Raw genomic sequence first — 13,874 nt, forward strand, 5'->3', positions numbered from 1 at the left:
GGATCTCATCTCCTTGTCTTAGAGCTCCGCACCCTGGGCCGCATCGCTCGATGCATGGGCCAGCAGGTGCAAACACAGGTCTTCATAGCTCATGCCGGTGGCACGGGCGGCCATCGGCACCAGCGAATGGCTGGTCATGCCCGGCGAGGTATTGATCTCCAGCAGGAACAGCTGCTGGTCCGAAGCCCGCACCATCACATCGGCACGCGACCAGCCCCGGCAGCCCAGGGTGCGGAAGGCCTTTTCCGCCAGGTCGCGGATCGCCGCTTCCATCTCGTCTGGCAGCTCGCTGGGGCAGAAATACTGGGTGGTGTCGGTGAAGTACTTGTTCTGGTAGTCGTAGTTGCCTTCGGGCGCGACGATCTTGATCACCGGCAGCGCCTTGGCGCTGCGGCCCTGGCCCAGCACGGCACACGTCGTTTCCATGCCCTCGATGAACTGCTCGCACAGCACTTCGGGGTCGTAGCGGGAGGCCAGCGCATAGGCCTGGGCGCATTCTTCGGGGCTGCTGATCTTGGACAGGCCAATGGTCGAGCCCTCGCGTGCAGGCTTGACGATCATTGGCGCGCCCAGTGCGGCCAGCGCATCGCGCGTGTCCTGCTCGCTGGCGGCCATGCGCCACTCAGGGGTGGACAGGCCTTCAAAGCGCCAGATGCGCTTGGTCATGATCTTGTCCATCGCGATGCTCGAGGCCATCACGCCCGGGCCGGTGTAGGGAATGCCCAGCAGCTCCAGCGCGCCTTGCACCGTGCCGTCTTCGCCATGGCGGCCATGCAGCGCGATGAAGCAGCGCGCAAAGCCTTGCTTGCGCAGCTCGCCCAGGTCCTGCTGCGAGGGGTCAAACGCATGCGCATCCACCCCCTTGGACTGCAGCGCAGCGAGCACGCCCTTGCCGGACATCAGCGACACCTCGCGCTCTGCCGAGCTCCCGCCCATCAGCACCGCGACCTTGCCCAAGGCCTTCACATCAATATTGTTCATGGTTTCACTCATACCGCGCTCCCCTGCGGCGCTACACGCTCTTGCCCACCCGCCAATGCCATCACCTTGGCAGCCACCGCACCAATCGATCCCGCGCCCATGCACAGCAGCACGTCGCCGTCCTGCGCCTGGTCCAGAATCTGCTGGGGCAGGCTGCTGATCTGCTCGACAAACACCGGCTCCACCTTGCCAGCCACACGCACCGCGCGGGCCAGCGCACGGCTGTCGGCCGCCACGATGGGCGTCTCACCAGCGGCATACACCTCGGCCAGCAGCACCGCATCGGCGCCGCCCAGCACCTGGACAAAATCCTCAAAGCAATCCCGCGTGCGGGTGTAGCGGTGCGGCTGGAAGGCCAGCACCAGCCGGCGGCCTGGAAACGCGCCGCGCGCGGCCGCAATGGTGGCAGCCATTTCGACAGGGTGATGTCCGTAATCGTCAATAACCGTCAACTCGCCGCCGTTGGGCAGCTGGGCCTGGCCATAACGCTGAAAACGGCGCCCCACGCCCTTGAAGCCTTGCAGCGCCCGCTGCAGCGCTGCGTCATCGATGCCGATGGCAGCCGCCACACCGACCACGGCCAGCGCATTGAGCACGTTGTGCTCGCCAGGCAGGTTCAGCACCACCTCCAGATCGGGCAAGGGCTGGGCCAGGCGGCGCTGCACGGTAAAGCGCATCTGGCCGTTGTCGGCCTGCAGGCTCACAGCGCGGATCTGGGCGTTCTCGCCCAGGCCGTAGGTCGTGACCTTGCAGGCCACGCGCTCGATGATGTCGCCAACGGCCGGGCTGTCGATGCAGACCACCGCATTGCCATAAAACGGCATGCGGTTCAAAAAATCGACAAAGGCCGTCTTGAGCCGGCCAAAGTCATGGCCATAGGTGTCCATGTGGTCGGCATCGATGTTGGTGACCACCGCCATCACGGGCAGCAGGTTCAGGAACGAGGCATCGGATTCGTCCGCCTCGACCACGATGTACTCACCACTGCCCAGGCGTGCATTGGCGCCGGCGCTGTTGAGCTTGCCGCCAATGACAAAGGTCGGGTCCAGCCCCGCCTCGGCCAGCACGCTGGTCACCAGGCTGGTGGTGGTCGTCTTGCCATGGGTGCCGGCAATCGCGATGCCCTTGCGCAGGCGCATCAGCTCGGCGAGCATCAGCGCGCGCGGCACCACCGGAATTCCCATGGCCCGGGCGGCCACCACTTCGGGGTTGTCGGCCTGCACCGCCGTCGATGTCACCACGGCCTGGGCCTGGGCGATATGCGCCGCATCATGGCCCACAAAGGTGGTGATACCGGCATCGCGCAGATGCGCCATGGTGCTGCTGTCCGACAGGTCCGAGCCCGAGACCACATAGCCCAGGTTGTGCAGCACTTCGGCAATGCCGCTCATGCCGGCACCGCCGATACCTACAAAATGAATGCGTTGGATGGCGTGTTTCATCGTGCCACCTCCACGCAGGCATCCGCCACTGCTTGGGCGGCTTCCAATTTCTGCATTTTCTTTGCCTTTTGGGCCATGTCCACCAGGCCCGTCCGCTGCATATTCTCTAGCATCTGAGCCAGGTTTTCCGGGGTCAACACGCTTTGTTGCACCAACCAGCCGGCGCCGGCATCCACCAGAAAGCGCGCATTGGCCGTCTGGTGGTCATCCACCGCCGCCGGAAACGGCACAAACACCGCTGCAGCGCCCACGGCGGCCAGCTCGGTCACCGTGCTGGCGCCGGCGCGGCAGACGATGACATCGGCATCCGCATAGGCCTTGGCCGCATCGTCGATAAAGGGGGTGAGGCTGGCTTGCACACCAGCGGCTGCGTAATTGGCCTGCAGTGCATCGATCTGCTTGGCGCCGCTTTGGTGCGTGACCACCGGGCGGGTCTCGGGTGCCATCCGCGCCAACGCCTTAGGGACCACCTCGTTCAAGGCCTTGGCGCCCAGGCTGCCGCCCACCACCAGCAGCTGCAGCGGGCCACTGCGGCCGGCAAAGCGCTCAGCAGGTTCTGGCTGCTGCAGGAACTCGGCGCGCAGCGGGTTGCCCACCCACTGACCGCCGTCAATCGCATGGGGGAAGGCGCTGAACACGCGCTGGGCCATGCGGGCCAGCAGCTTGTTGGCCATGCCCGGCACCGAGTTCTGCTCATGCAGCACGATGGGCACACCGGCCAGCTTGGCCGCCAGGCCGCCGGGCACGGTGATGTAGCCACCCATGCCCACAACCACATCGGGGCGGACCTTGCGCAGCACGGCGCGCGCCTGCTGCAAGGCCTTCAACAGGCGCAACGGCATGCCGACCAGGGACATGAGCCCCTTGCCACGCACGCCCGAGAACGCCACCCGCTCCAGCGCAAAGCCCTGGGGGGGTACCAGGCGCTCTTCCATGCTGTCGGGCGCGCCCAGCCAGTGCACGGTCCAGCCACGGCTGCGCAGCTCCTGGGCCACGGCCAGGCCGGGGAAGATATGGCCGCCAGTGCCGCCCGCCATGATCAGTGCCGTCTTGCCGCTCATGATCGCGCCCCCCCGGCACCCATGGCCTTGTTTTCGCAATCGATGCGCAGCACGATGGCAATCGCCACCAGGTTCATCAAGATCGCCGAGCCGCCGAAACTCATCAGCGGCAGGGTCAGGCCCTTGGTGGGCAAGGCGCCCAGGTTCACACCGGCATTGATGAAGGTCTGAAAGCCCAGCCAGATCGCAATGCCCTGCGCCACCAGGCCGGAGAAGATACGGTCCATGCGGATCGCCTGGCGGCCGATCTCGACAATGCGGCGGATCATGAAGAAGAACAGACCCAAGAGCGCAATGATGCCCACCAGGCCCAGTTCCTCGCCGATCACCGCCAGCAAGAAGTCGGTATGCGCCTCGGGCAGCCAGTGCAGCTTCTCGACGCTGCCGCCCAGGCCCACGCCAAAGATCTCGCCCCGGCCAATCGCAATCAGCGAATGCGAGAGCTGGTAGCCCTTGCCCAGCGCATGCTTTTCGCTCCAGGGATCGAGGTAGGCAAAAATCCGCTCGCGCCGCCATTCCGAGGTCATCACGATCAGCGCAAAGGCTGCTACCAGCACTAGCGCGATCAGGAAGAACATGCGAGCATTGACGCCGCCCAGGAACAGGATGCCCATCGCGATCACGGCGATCACCATGAAGGCGCCCATGTCGGGCTCGGCCAGCAGCAGCGCGCCGACGATGCCCACGGCCAGCCCCATCGGCAGCACCGCGCGGAAGAAGCGCTCCTTGACCTCCATCTTGCGCACCATGTAATCGGCGGCATACATGATGACCGCGATCTTGGCCAGCTCGGAGGGCTGGAAGTTCATGATGCCCAGCGACAGCCAGCGGCGCGCGCCATTGACCACCGTGCCCACATGCGGAATCAGCACCGCAATCAGCAGCAGGATCGAGGCAATGAACAGCCAGGGCGCCCAGTGCTCCCAGACCTTCATCGGGATCTGGAAGGTGAGCACCGCCGCCACAAAGCCCAGCCCCACACTCATCAGGTGGCGCTGGAAGAAATAGTAATGCGCGATCTTGCCGAAGCGCGGGTTGTCCGGCATCGCGATCGAGGCCGAGAACACCATGACGATGCCCCAGGACAGGATGGCCACCACCAGCCAGATCAGCACCTGGTCGGCACCAAAGATATTGGTGGCACTCGACGGCGTCTGGCGGTATTCATTGCCGCCCACGCGCACAGGCAGGATATCGACAGGCTTTTCCCCGGCTGGCTTGAACCAGCCCGAGAACCTGCTGCGCAGTCCGGTATCGGCGCTCATGGCTGCACCTCCAGGCTGGTGCCGCGCTCTTCGGCCAGCGCCGCAACGGCCTGGCAGAAGACCTCGGCGCGGTGGCCGTAGTTTTGGAACATGTCAAAGCTGGCGCAGGCCGGCGACATCAGCACCGCGTCGCCTGCGACCGCCTTCTGGCTGGCCAGCAGCACGGCATCGTCCATGCTGGCTGCGTGCAACATCGGCACACCGGTGTCGGCCAGTGCGGCTTCGATCAGCGGCGCGTCGCGGCCGATCAGCACCACGGCGCGCGCATAGCGCAGCACGGGCGTGGCCAGCGGCGAAAAATCCTGGCCCTTGCCCTCACCGCCCAGGATCAGCACGATGCGGCGCTCGGCACCCAGGCCCATCAGCGCGGCCACTGTGGCGCCCACATTGGTGCCCTTGCTGTCGTCAAAATATTCCACATCGCTGACGATGCCGATGGGCTCGACCCGGTGGCGCTCGCCCCGGTACTCGCGCAGGCCAAACAGCATTGGGGCGAAACCGGCACCTGCCGCATGGCCCAGCGCCAGCGCGGCCAGCGCATTCATCGCGTTGTGGCGGCCCCGGATGCGCAGCGCATCGGCGGGCATCAGCCGCTGCAGGAACACATCGTCTGCGGCTGTCTGGTTGCGCTTGTTGCTGGCGCTGTTGCCATCGTCCTGCGCACGCACCAGCCAGGCCATGCCGTTGACCACTTCCATGCCGTAGTCGCCCACCTGCGTGGGCAGATCCAGGCCAAAGCTGATGTGCGGGCGCAGTTGGGGGCGCTGCAGCTTGACGCGCACGGGCGGCGGCAGCATGGCCATCACGGCCGGGTCGTCGCGGTTGAGCACCATCAGCGCATCGCTGCCAAAAATCTTGGCCTTGGCGCCTGCATAGGCCTCCATGCTGCCATGCCAGTCCAGGTGGTCCTGGCTGATATTGAGCACAGTCGCTGCCGTCGGGTTGAAGGCATGCGCATCTTCGAGCTGGAAGCTGGACAGCTCCAGCACCCAGGCCTGGGGCAGGCTCTGGGCATCGATGTGCTGCGACAGCGTATCGAGCAGGCTGGGGCCGATATTGCCGGCCACGGCCGTGGTCATGCCGGCATGCGCGAGCAATTGCCCCGTGAGCGACGTGACCGTGGTCTTGCCATTCGTGCCCGTGATCGCCAGCACCTTGGGCGCATAGCCATGGGCCTGGGCCAGCGACTGCAGGGCCAGGCTGAAAAGATCCAGCTCGCCGCTGACCGGCAAGCCAATGGCGCGCGCCGCATCAACGACGGGGGCTACGGTTTCGGGGCTCAGTCCGGGCGAGCGGTAGACCACACGCACCGGCTGGCCATCGACCAGCGCAGCGGACAACACACCGGCGACAAAACGCACCTCCGGCAGCTCGCTGCGCAGCTGCGCCAAATGGGATGGCGCATCGCGCGTATCCGCAACCGTCACCTGGGCGCCGCAACGCACACACCAGCGCGCCATCGCCAGGCCCGAGATACCCAAACCCAGCACCAGCACCTGCTGGCCTTGCAGCGGATGCTCTTGCCCCTGCGGCCACTGGGCCGGCACCGGGGCATAGACCACCTCGGCCTCCTGGGGCTGTACATCCACCGCGGTCACCTCGCTGCTGGCAGCGTCCGACACGCCAGGATCGGCAAAGATCTGCGCGACAAAGGCCGCCGCATCCTTGGCGGCCGTCAGGGTCGACACATCGGGCACCGGGGCCATGTCCACTGCCGAGGCGTCGGCAACGGGGGGCACTTCAGCATCCGCAGCATCGGTAGCCACAACGGCTGCTTCGTCCGCAGCCGCGTCCACGGGGGCTTCATCTTCAGCCAAGGGCTGTGCCAGCACTTGCGCATCGGCGCCAGGCGCTGCCACCTCAGGCTGCAACGCGGCAGGCTGCGCCAGCTCAGCCGCAGCCACCGGCACTACCGCTGGCGCCAGGGGCGCAGCTGCGGCTTCTGCCAAAGGGTCAAGGGGGTGGAGGTGCTCGGTTGACATGGTGCTCACCGCAGCTTCAAGGTAGACAGACCGATCAGACACAGCAGCATCGTGATGATCCAGAAACGCACAACGACCTGGGTTTCACGCCAGCCGCTCTTTTCAAAATGGTGGTGCAAGGGGGCCATCTTCAACAGGCGCCGGCCTTCGCCATAGCGCTTCTTGGTGTACTTGAACCAGACCACCTGCATCATCACCGACACGGCCTCGGCCACAAAGATGCCGCCCATGATGGCCAGCACGATCTCTTGCCGAACGATCACCGCGATCGTGCCCAGCGCGCCGCCCAGCGCCAGCGCGCCCACATCGCCCATGAAGACCTGGGCCGGGTGGGTGTTGAACCACAGGAAGGCCAGGCCCGCGCCGGTCATTGCGCAGCAGAACACCAGCAGCTCACCGGTGCCGCCAATGTGCGGGAACAGCAGGTAGCGCGAGAAATTGACGCTGCCGGTCACATAGGCGAACACGCCCAGGGCCGAGCCGACCATCACCACCGGCATGATGGCCAGGCCATCCAGACCATCGGTCAGGTTGACTGCATTGCTCGCGCCCACGATGACCAGGTAGGTCATGATCACAAAGCCCAGCACGCCCAGCGGGTAGTTCACCTGCTTGAAGAAGGGCACCATCAGGCCAGCGTTGGGCGGCAGATCCAGCGAGAAGCCCGACTGCACCCAGTTGACGAACAGGCTCCAGACCTCGGCATTGGTGTTTTCCGAGATGCAGAACACCAGGGCCAGCGCGGAGGCCAGGCCCAGCACCGACTGCCAGAAATACTTTTCGCGCGAGCGCATGCCTTCGGGGTCCTTGTTGACCACCTTGCGCCAGTCATCGACCCAGCCAATGGCACCAAAGCCCCAGGTGACGATCAGCACGATCCAGACAAAGCGGTTGGACAGGTCAAACCACAGCACGGTCGAGATGGTGATCGCCAGCAGGATCAGCACGCCGCCCATCGTGGGGGTGCCGCTCTTGCTCAAATGGCTTTGCATCGCATAGCCCCGGATGGGCTGGCCGATCTTCAGCGCCGACAAGGTGCGGATGACCTTGGGGCCAGCCACCAAGCCGATCACCAGCGCCGTCATCGCCGCCATCACCGCGCGGAAGGTCAGGTACTGGAAGATGCGCAAAAAGCCGAACTCGGGCGAGAGGCTTTGCAACCAGCTGGCGAGCACAATCAGCATGCGGCCTCCTCATGGGCGTTCAGGCCCTTGTCTGCGCACGACTGCATCGCCTGCACCACTTGCTCCATCTTCATGAACCGCGAACCTTTGACCAACACACTGCCCAACTGAGGCATCAACTTGCACACCGCATCCTGCAAGGCAGGCATGCTCTCGAAATGCTGAGCACCCGCACCAAAGGCCTCGGCGGCCGACTGGCTTTGGGCACCCAAAGTAAACAACTGGGCGATGCCATGCTGCCTGGCCAGCGCACCGGCCTCGGCATGGAACTGGGGCCCTTGGTCACCCACCTCGCCCATATCACCCAGCACCAAGAGCTGGGCCGCAGGCAGCTCGGCCAGCACCTCGATCGCGGCTTGCACCGAATCCGGGTTGGCGTTGTAGCTGTCATCGACCACCGTCAGGCTGCGGCCGGCGATGGGCAGGGCCAGCGCGCGCGAACGGCCCTTGACCGGCTCGAACGCCGACAGGCCCTGGGCAATCGCAGCCAGCGGCACACCGGCGGCATGGGCGCAAGCAGCGGCGGCCAAGGCATTGCGCACGTTGTGGCGGCCAGCAATCTGCAGCACCACGGGCGCAGCGCCACCGGGCAGGTGCAGCTGCAAATGCCAGGCACCCTCTTGCCACCGCACATCGCTGGCATAGGCCTGGGCACCATCGGCCTGTTCGCCGAACAGGCAGGTCGCCCGGCCGGCAGCCAGTGCTTGCCACAAGGGGGTGTAGGTATCGCCAGCAGGGAACACCGCCACGCCATCGGCCGGCAGCGCGGCGAGCACGCTGCCGTTTTCGCGGGCCACGGCTTCCACCGTGTGCATGAACTCCTGGTGCTCGCGCTGCGCGTTGTTGACCAGGGCCACCTGGGGCTGCGCCATCGCGGCGAGCACGGCGATTTCGCCAGGGTGGTTCATACCCAGCTCGACCACGGCAGCGCGGTGCGCAGCCGTCAGGCCCAGCAGGGTCAACGGCACGCCGATCTCGTTGTTCAGGTTGCCACGCGTGGCCCAGGCCGCATCACCCGCATGGGCGCGCAGGATCGAGGCCAGCATCTGGGTCACCGTGGTCTTGCCATTGCTGCCCGTCACCGCAATCAGCGGCAGCGGGAACTGCGCACGCCAGCCCGTGGCCAGTGCGCCCAGCGCCGCCAGGGTATCGGGCACCACAATGCCGGGCAGGCCAGCCTCGGCCGGGTCGGCATGGCACAGCGCGGCCGCTGCACCTGCCGCCTGGGCCTGGGCCAGAAACTGGTTGGCATCAAAGCGCTCACCCTTGAGCGCCACAAACAAATCGCCCGCCTGCAGGCTGCGCGAGTCCGAGTGGACGCGCAGCAGCGGCACAGCACCATCCCCCACCAGCCGGGCCTGGGGGACAAAGGGCTCAATGAAGCCCAGCGCCTGCTGCAGGGTCATCATGCTCATAGTTGTTCTTTCCGCTTGGCCAGCGCAGCATGGGCCTGCGCGGCATCGAGAAAGGGCAGCTTCACGCCAGCCACTTCCTGGTAATCCTCATGGCCCTTGCCGGCCAGCAGCACCACATCCTGGCTGGACGCGCGCAGCAGCACCTCTTCGATGGCGGCCGCGCGGTCGGCCTGTACATGCCAATGCGCACTGGGCGTCATACCGCGCAGAATGTCGTCGATGATGGCCTGGGGCTGCTCGCCGCGCGGGTTGTCGCTGGTCACGACCACCTCGTCGGCACCGGCCTGGGCAATGCGGCCCATCAGCGGGCGCTTGCCGGCATCGCGGTTGCCACCACAGCCAAACACGCACCACAGCTGGCCGCCGCGCTGTACAGCCAGCGGGCGCAGCGCCTGCAAGGCCTTGTCCAGCGCATCGGGGGTGTGGGCGTAATCGATGGCCACCAGCGGCGCACCGGCCTGGCTGACCTGCTCCATGCGCCCGGGCACTGCCGCCAGCACCGCACAGGCTTGTGCAGCCTGCTGCAAGCTCGCTCCCAGCACGCGCAGGCTGGCCATCACCTGCAGCAGGTTAAGCACGTTGTACTGGCCAATCACCTGGCTGTGCAGGGTCACGGCAGCGGCTTCGGCGCCCGCCTCTACAACCTCGAACACCAGGCCACGTTCGCCCGCGCGGATGGCCTGGGCCGACAGACGGGCCTGGCTGGGCTTATCCACGGAGACGGTCCACAGATCCAGCGCGCCACCGGCCAAGGATGCCGCCAGTGCCGCGCCGCGGGCGTCGTCCAGGTTGACCACAGCCGATTGAAGGCCGGACCAGTGGAACAGTGCCTCCTTGGCGGCCCAGTAGGCGTCCATGCTGCCGTGGTAGTCCAGGTGGTCCTGGGTGAAATTCGTGAAGATGGCCAGCCGGATGCGGGTGCCGGCCAGGCGGTGCTCGGCAATGCCGATGGACGAGGCCTCGATCGCGCAAGCGCCATAGCCGGCATCGGCAAAGCTGCGGAAAGCGCGTTGCAGCAGCACCGGATCGGGGGTGGTCATGCCGGTCACATCGAGCTGGTGCGGCGGAATGCCCACGCCCAGGGTACCGACCATGGCGCAGCCCCGGTGCGGCAGCACACCGGCTTCGCACAGATGGCTCACCGCCTGGGCCAGCCACCAGCTGATGCTGGTCTTGCCATTGGTGCCGGTGACAGCCAGCACATCGAGCTGCTCGCTGGGCTGGCCAAACCAGGCGCTGGCCATCGGGCCGGTGGCAGCCTTCAAATCGGCCATCGCAGCAACGGGCATGCCCTGCAGATCAAATTGTTCCAGGCCAGCCTGCTCGACCAGGCAGGCGGCCGCGCCGCGCTGCACGGCCTGGGCCACATAGGCCCGGCCGTCGTTGACGCCGCCGGGCCAGGCAATAAAGGCGTCGCCCGCTTGCACCTGGCGGCTGTCGGTGTGCAGGGTGCCGCCACGTACACGCTCGCGCAGCCACTCAACGGCGGCGGCGGTGCTGTGCACCGTGGTCACGGTGGTGGTGTTGTGGGTGGTGGTGCTCATAGCGGCTCCTCCACATCGTTGGCCACGATCTGCGGCTTGACCGACATATCGGGCTGCACGCCCATCAGGCGCAGGGTCTGCTGCACCACTTCGCTGAACACCGGGCCAGCGACGGTACCGCCATAAAAGCTGCCCTGGCTGGGCTCGTCGACCATCACGGCCACGATGATGCGCGGGTTCTCGATCGGTGCAATGCCGGTGAACCAGGCGCGGTACTTGCCTGCGGCATAGCCCCGGCCCTGCTGCTTGCGGGCCGTACCCGACTTGCCGCCGATGGAGTAGCCCACGGTCTGCGCCTTCTGGCCGGTACCACCGGGGCCGGCAGCCATCCACAGCATGTGGCGCACCAGCTCGGCGGTCTTCTTCGAGAACACCGGCGTGCCCGCAGGACGGCCCGTGCGCTTGAGCATGGTCGCCGGGATCACATTGCCGTCGTTCGAGAACACGGTGTAGGAGCGCGCCATCTGGAACAGCGAAGCCGACAGGCCGTAGCCGTAGGAGATGGTGGCCTGCTCGACCGGCTTCCAGGTCTTCCAGGGACGCAGGCGGCCACTGGCCGCGCCCGGGAAGGCGATCTGGGGCTTTTGCCCATAACCCAGCGCCGAGTGCACATTCCACATCTCTTGGGGCGTCATCTTCTGCGCCACCTTGAGCGCGCCCACGTTGGAGGACTTCTGGATCACGCCATCCACCGTCAAGGCCCCGTAGTTGTGGGTGTCACTGATCGTGAAGCCGCCGATCGCGTAGCGTCCGGGGGTGGTGTCGATGATCGTGGTGTTCTTGACCCGGCCCAGCTCCAGGGCCGTGCCCACGGTGATGGGCTTCATCGTCGAGCCGGGCTCAAAGGTGTCGGTGATGGCGCGGTTGCGCAGCTGCTCGCCGGTCAGGCGCGAGCGGTTGTTCGGGTCATAGCTGGGGTAGTTGGCCAGCGCCAGCACTTCGCCGGTGTGGGCATCCATCACCACCACGCTGCCGGCCTTGGCCTTGAAGGCGGCCACCTGGTCGCGCAGCTTCTGGTAGGCAAAGAACTGCACCTTGCTGTCGATGGACAGCTGGATGTCCTGGCCCTCTTGCGGCGGCGTCTCCACGCCGACGCCTTCGACGATGCGGCCCAGGCGGTCCTTGATCACGCGGCGCGAGCCGGCCTTGCCGCCCAGCTCGGTGTTGAAGGCCAGCTCCATGCCTTCCTGGCCCTGGTCTTCCACATTGGTAAAGCCCACGACGTGGGCTGCGGATTCACCTTCGGGGTACTGGCGCTTGTATTCCTTGCGCAGGTAGATGCCCTTGACATCCAGCGCCTTGATCTTCTGCCCGATATCCCAATCGAGCTGCCGCTTGATCCAGACAAAGGACTTGTCCTCATCGGCCAGCTTGGCATCGAGTTGCGCCAGCGGCATGCCCATCAGCTTGGCGATCTCGCCAATCTTGGCCTTGATCGCCGGATCGGCCTGGTCCACATCTTCGGGAATCGCCCAGATGCTGGCAGCGGGCACGCTGGAGGCCAGAATCAGGCCATTGCGGTCGAGGATGCGGCCCCGGTTGGCCGGCAGCTCGATCGTACGGGCAAAGCGCACTTCGCCCTGGCGCAGAAAGAAATCGTTGCCGATGACCTGCACATAGGCGGCGCGGCCAATCAGGCCGGTAAAGGCCAGCGCCAGGCCAATCATGATGAAGCGGCTGCGCCACATCGGCGTGCGCTCGGCCAGCAGCGGGCTGGTGGAGTAGCGCATGTCCTTGCTCATGGTGCCACGCCTCCGGTGCCCGGCTCGGGCACATAGACGGTGACGGCCGGCGTCGCCGTCTGCATGCCCCATTTGTCGCGCGCGAGCTGCTCTAGGCGCAGCGGCGTGGCCTGGGCGCGCTTTTCCACCTGCAGGCGCTGGTGGTCCGTCTCCAGCTGGCGCGACTCGGCCAGTGCGCGGTCGAGTTCGGTGAACAGCTTGCGCGATTCATACTGCGACTGCACCAGCGCCATCGCGCTGAGGATCGTCACCATGAGCAGCAGAATGTTCAGGCGCAGCAGCACAGCCACCCCCTGTTGCATGGTCCGGGCAGGCAGCGGTGCATCATGCCGCCACCTCGGTGCGTTCGGCCACCCGCATCACCGCACTGCGGGCGCGTGGGTTGGCCGAGACTTCTGCCTCACTGGGTTTGATGCGCTCGAGCGCCTTGAGCAGCATGGGCTTGGGCGCTGCAAAGGGTGCACGGCGGTCGAACACCTCTTTGGAATGCTTGGCGATGAACTGCTTGACGATGCGGTCTTCCAGCGAGTGGAAGCTGATCACCACCAGGCGGCCGCCGGGAGCGAGCACCCGCAGGCTGGCCTCTAGCGCCTGTTCGAGCTCTTCGAGCTCGGCATTAATGAAAATCCGAAGAGCCTGGAATGTCCGCGTAGCTGGATTTTGCCCAGCCTCGCGGGTCTTGACTGCGCCAGCCACGAGCTCGGCCAGATCGGCAGTGGTGGCGACTGGCGAGCCAGCCTCCCGCCGCGCAACAATCGCCTTTGCAATGGGCCCAGCAAACCGTTCTTCACCGAAGTCACGAATCACCTCCGCTATTTGCTGTGTTTCCGCCTCTTGCAACCACTCGGCCACACTCTGGCCTCGGGTGGTGTCCATGCGCATGTCGAGCGGGCCATCGAAGCGGAAACTGAAGCCGCGCTCGGGACTGTCGATCTGCGGGGAGCTGACCCCCAGATCCAGCAGCACGCCGGCCACCGAAGCGGCAGGCAGCTGCGCCATGTGGCTGAAGCCCTCATGGCGAATGGCAAACCGGGCGTCGGCAATCTTGCCGGCCTCGGCAATCGCCTCCACGTCCTTGTCAAAAGCAATGAGCCGGCCCTGGGCCGGCAGCTTGGACAGCACCAGGCGGGAGTGCCCGCCTCTGCCGAAGGTCCCATCGACAAAGACCGGGTCCATCTCGACCCTGGCCTCCAACAAGGCGTCCACGGCCTCGTTGAGCAAGACGGTGGTGTGCAGGTAGTTCTTGGTTTCCACATGC

11 protein-coding genes are annotated in these 13,874 nt (G+C 65.9%); all 11 read right to left on the reverse strand.

Features of this window, described 5'->3' with window-relative positions:
* Positions 1 to 18: 18 nt before the first annotated feature.
* From WH367_RS02630 to rsmH, 11 genes are read right to left on the reverse strand one after another with little or no spacing between them, the layout of a single operon-like run.
* The gene (locus WH367_RS02630; protein WP_445228054.1) at positions 19 to 993 is read right to left on the reverse strand and encodes a D-alanine--D-alanine ligase; all 975 of its coding nucleotides are present in this window, start codon (positions 991 to 993) and stop codon (positions 19 to 21) included.
* Positions 990 to 2,423, reverse strand: coding sequence for a UDP-N-acetylmuramate--L-alanine ligase (murC, locus tag WH367_RS02635; protein ID WP_339534054.1), 1,434 nt, complete (start codon positions 2,421 to 2,423; stop codon positions 990 to 992). The genes WH367_RS02630 and murC overlap by 4 nt, the downstream gene beginning before the upstream one ends.
* Positions 2,420 to 3,484, reverse strand: coding sequence for an undecaprenyldiphospho-muramoylpentapeptide beta-N-acetylglucosaminyltransferase (gene murG, locus WH367_RS02640; RefSeq protein ID WP_021026166.1), 1,065 nt, complete (start codon positions 3,482 to 3,484; stop codon positions 2,420 to 2,422). Before murG ends, murC begins: the two co-directional genes overlap by 4 nt.
* Complete coding sequence (gene ftsW / locus WH367_RS02645) at positions 3,481 to 4,749, reverse strand: putative lipid II flippase FtsW (RefSeq protein WP_339534056.1); 1,269 nt, start codon at positions 4,747 to 4,749, stop codon at positions 3,481 to 3,483. The genes murG and ftsW overlap by 4 nt, the downstream gene beginning before the upstream one ends.
* Positions 4,746 to 6,731, reverse strand: coding sequence for a UDP-N-acetylmuramoyl-L-alanine--D-glutamate ligase (gene murD / locus WH367_RS02650; protein ID WP_445228059.1), 1,986 nt, complete (start codon positions 6,729 to 6,731; stop codon positions 4,746 to 4,748). The genes ftsW and murD overlap by 4 nt, the downstream gene beginning before the upstream one ends.
* 5 nt (positions 6,732 to 6,736) lie before the next feature.
* Positions 6,737 to 7,915 (reverse strand): phospho-N-acetylmuramoyl-pentapeptide-transferase, encoded by a 1,179-nt coding sequence (gene mraY, locus WH367_RS02655; RefSeq protein ID WP_339519706.1) that lies wholly within the window; start codon positions 7,913 to 7,915, stop codon positions 6,737 to 6,739.
* A complete protein-coding gene (locus tag WH367_RS02660) occupies positions 7,909 to 9,324 on the reverse strand; it encodes a UDP-N-acetylmuramoyl-tripeptide--D-alanyl-D-alanine ligase (protein WP_339534133.1) in 1,416 nt (471 codons plus the stop codon). Before WH367_RS02660 ends, mraY begins: the two co-directional genes overlap by 7 nt.
* Positions 9,325 to 9,326: 2 nt before the next feature.
* Positions 9,327 to 10,874 carry a UDP-N-acetylmuramoyl-L-alanyl-D-glutamate--2,6-diaminopimelate ligase gene (locus WH367_RS02665; RefSeq protein ID WP_339519705.1) on the reverse strand — a complete coding sequence of 516 codons (1,548 nt, stop codon included), beginning with the start codon at positions 10,872 to 10,874 and terminating at the stop codon, positions 9,327 to 9,329.
* The gene (locus tag WH367_RS02670) at positions 10,871 to 12,616 is read right to left on the reverse strand and encodes a peptidoglycan D,D-transpeptidase FtsI family protein (protein WP_021026160.1); all 1,746 of its coding nucleotides are present in this window, start codon (positions 12,614 to 12,616) and stop codon (positions 10,871 to 10,873) included. The genes WH367_RS02665 and WH367_RS02670 overlap by 4 nt, the downstream gene beginning before the upstream one ends.
* On the reverse strand, positions 12,613 to 12,897 hold the full coding sequence (gene ftsL, locus WH367_RS02675) for a cell division protein FtsL (RefSeq protein ID WP_027010728.1): 285 nt from the start codon (positions 12,895 to 12,897) through the stop codon (positions 12,613 to 12,615). The genes WH367_RS02670 and ftsL overlap by 4 nt, the downstream gene beginning before the upstream one ends.
* 43 nt (positions 12,898 to 12,940) lie before the next feature.
* The gene (gene rsmH, locus WH367_RS02680) at positions 12,941 to 13,870 is read right to left on the reverse strand and encodes a 16S rRNA (cytosine(1402)-N(4))-methyltransferase RsmH (RefSeq protein ID WP_339519836.1); all 930 of its coding nucleotides are present in this window, start codon (positions 13,868 to 13,870) and stop codon (positions 12,941 to 12,943) included.
* Positions 13,871 to 13,874 lie beyond the last annotated feature (4 nt).

This window comes from Comamonas sp. MYb21 (genome assembly GCF_037479395.1).
In the GTDB taxonomy this organism is placed as follows: domain Bacteria; phylum Pseudomonadota; class Gammaproteobacteria; order Burkholderiales; family Burkholderiaceae_C; genus Comamonas.

What these genes read in the sequence shown, in the direction of transcription:
- WH367_RS02630 (WP_445228054.1), bottom strand. Translation starts at nt 993, where the DNA reads ATGAGTGAAACCATGAACAATATTGATGTGAAGGCCTTGGGCAAGGTC.
- murC (WP_339534054.1), bottom strand. Translation starts at nt 2,423, where the DNA reads ATGAAACACGCCATCCAACGCATTCATTTTGTAGGTATCGGCGGTGCC.
- murG (WP_021026166.1), bottom strand. Translation starts at nt 3,484, where the DNA reads ATGAGCGGCAAGACGGCACTGATCATGGCGGGCGGCACTGGCGGCCAT.
- ftsW (WP_339534056.1), bottom strand. Translation starts at nt 4,749, where the DNA reads ATGAGCGCCGATACCGGACTGCGCAGCAGGTTCTCGGGCTGGTTCAAG.
- murD (WP_445228059.1), bottom strand. Translation starts at nt 6,731, where the DNA reads ATGTCAACCGAGCACCTCCACCCCCTTGACCCTTTGGCAGAAGCCGCA.
- mraY (WP_339519706.1), bottom strand. Translation starts at nt 7,915, where the DNA reads ATGCTGATTGTGCTCGCCAGCTGGTTGCAAAGCCTCTCGCCCGAGTTC.
- WH367_RS02660 (WP_339534133.1), bottom strand. Translation starts at nt 9,324, where the DNA reads ATGATGACCCTGCAGCAGGCGCTGGGCTTCATTGAGCCCTTTGTCCCC.
- WH367_RS02665 (WP_339519705.1), bottom strand. Translation starts at nt 10,874, where the DNA reads ATGAGCACCACCACCCACAACACCACCACCGTGACCACGGTGCACAGC.
- WH367_RS02670 (WP_021026160.1), bottom strand. Translation starts at nt 12,616, where the DNA reads ATGAGCAAGGACATGCGCTACTCCACCAGCCCGCTGCTGGCCGAGCGC.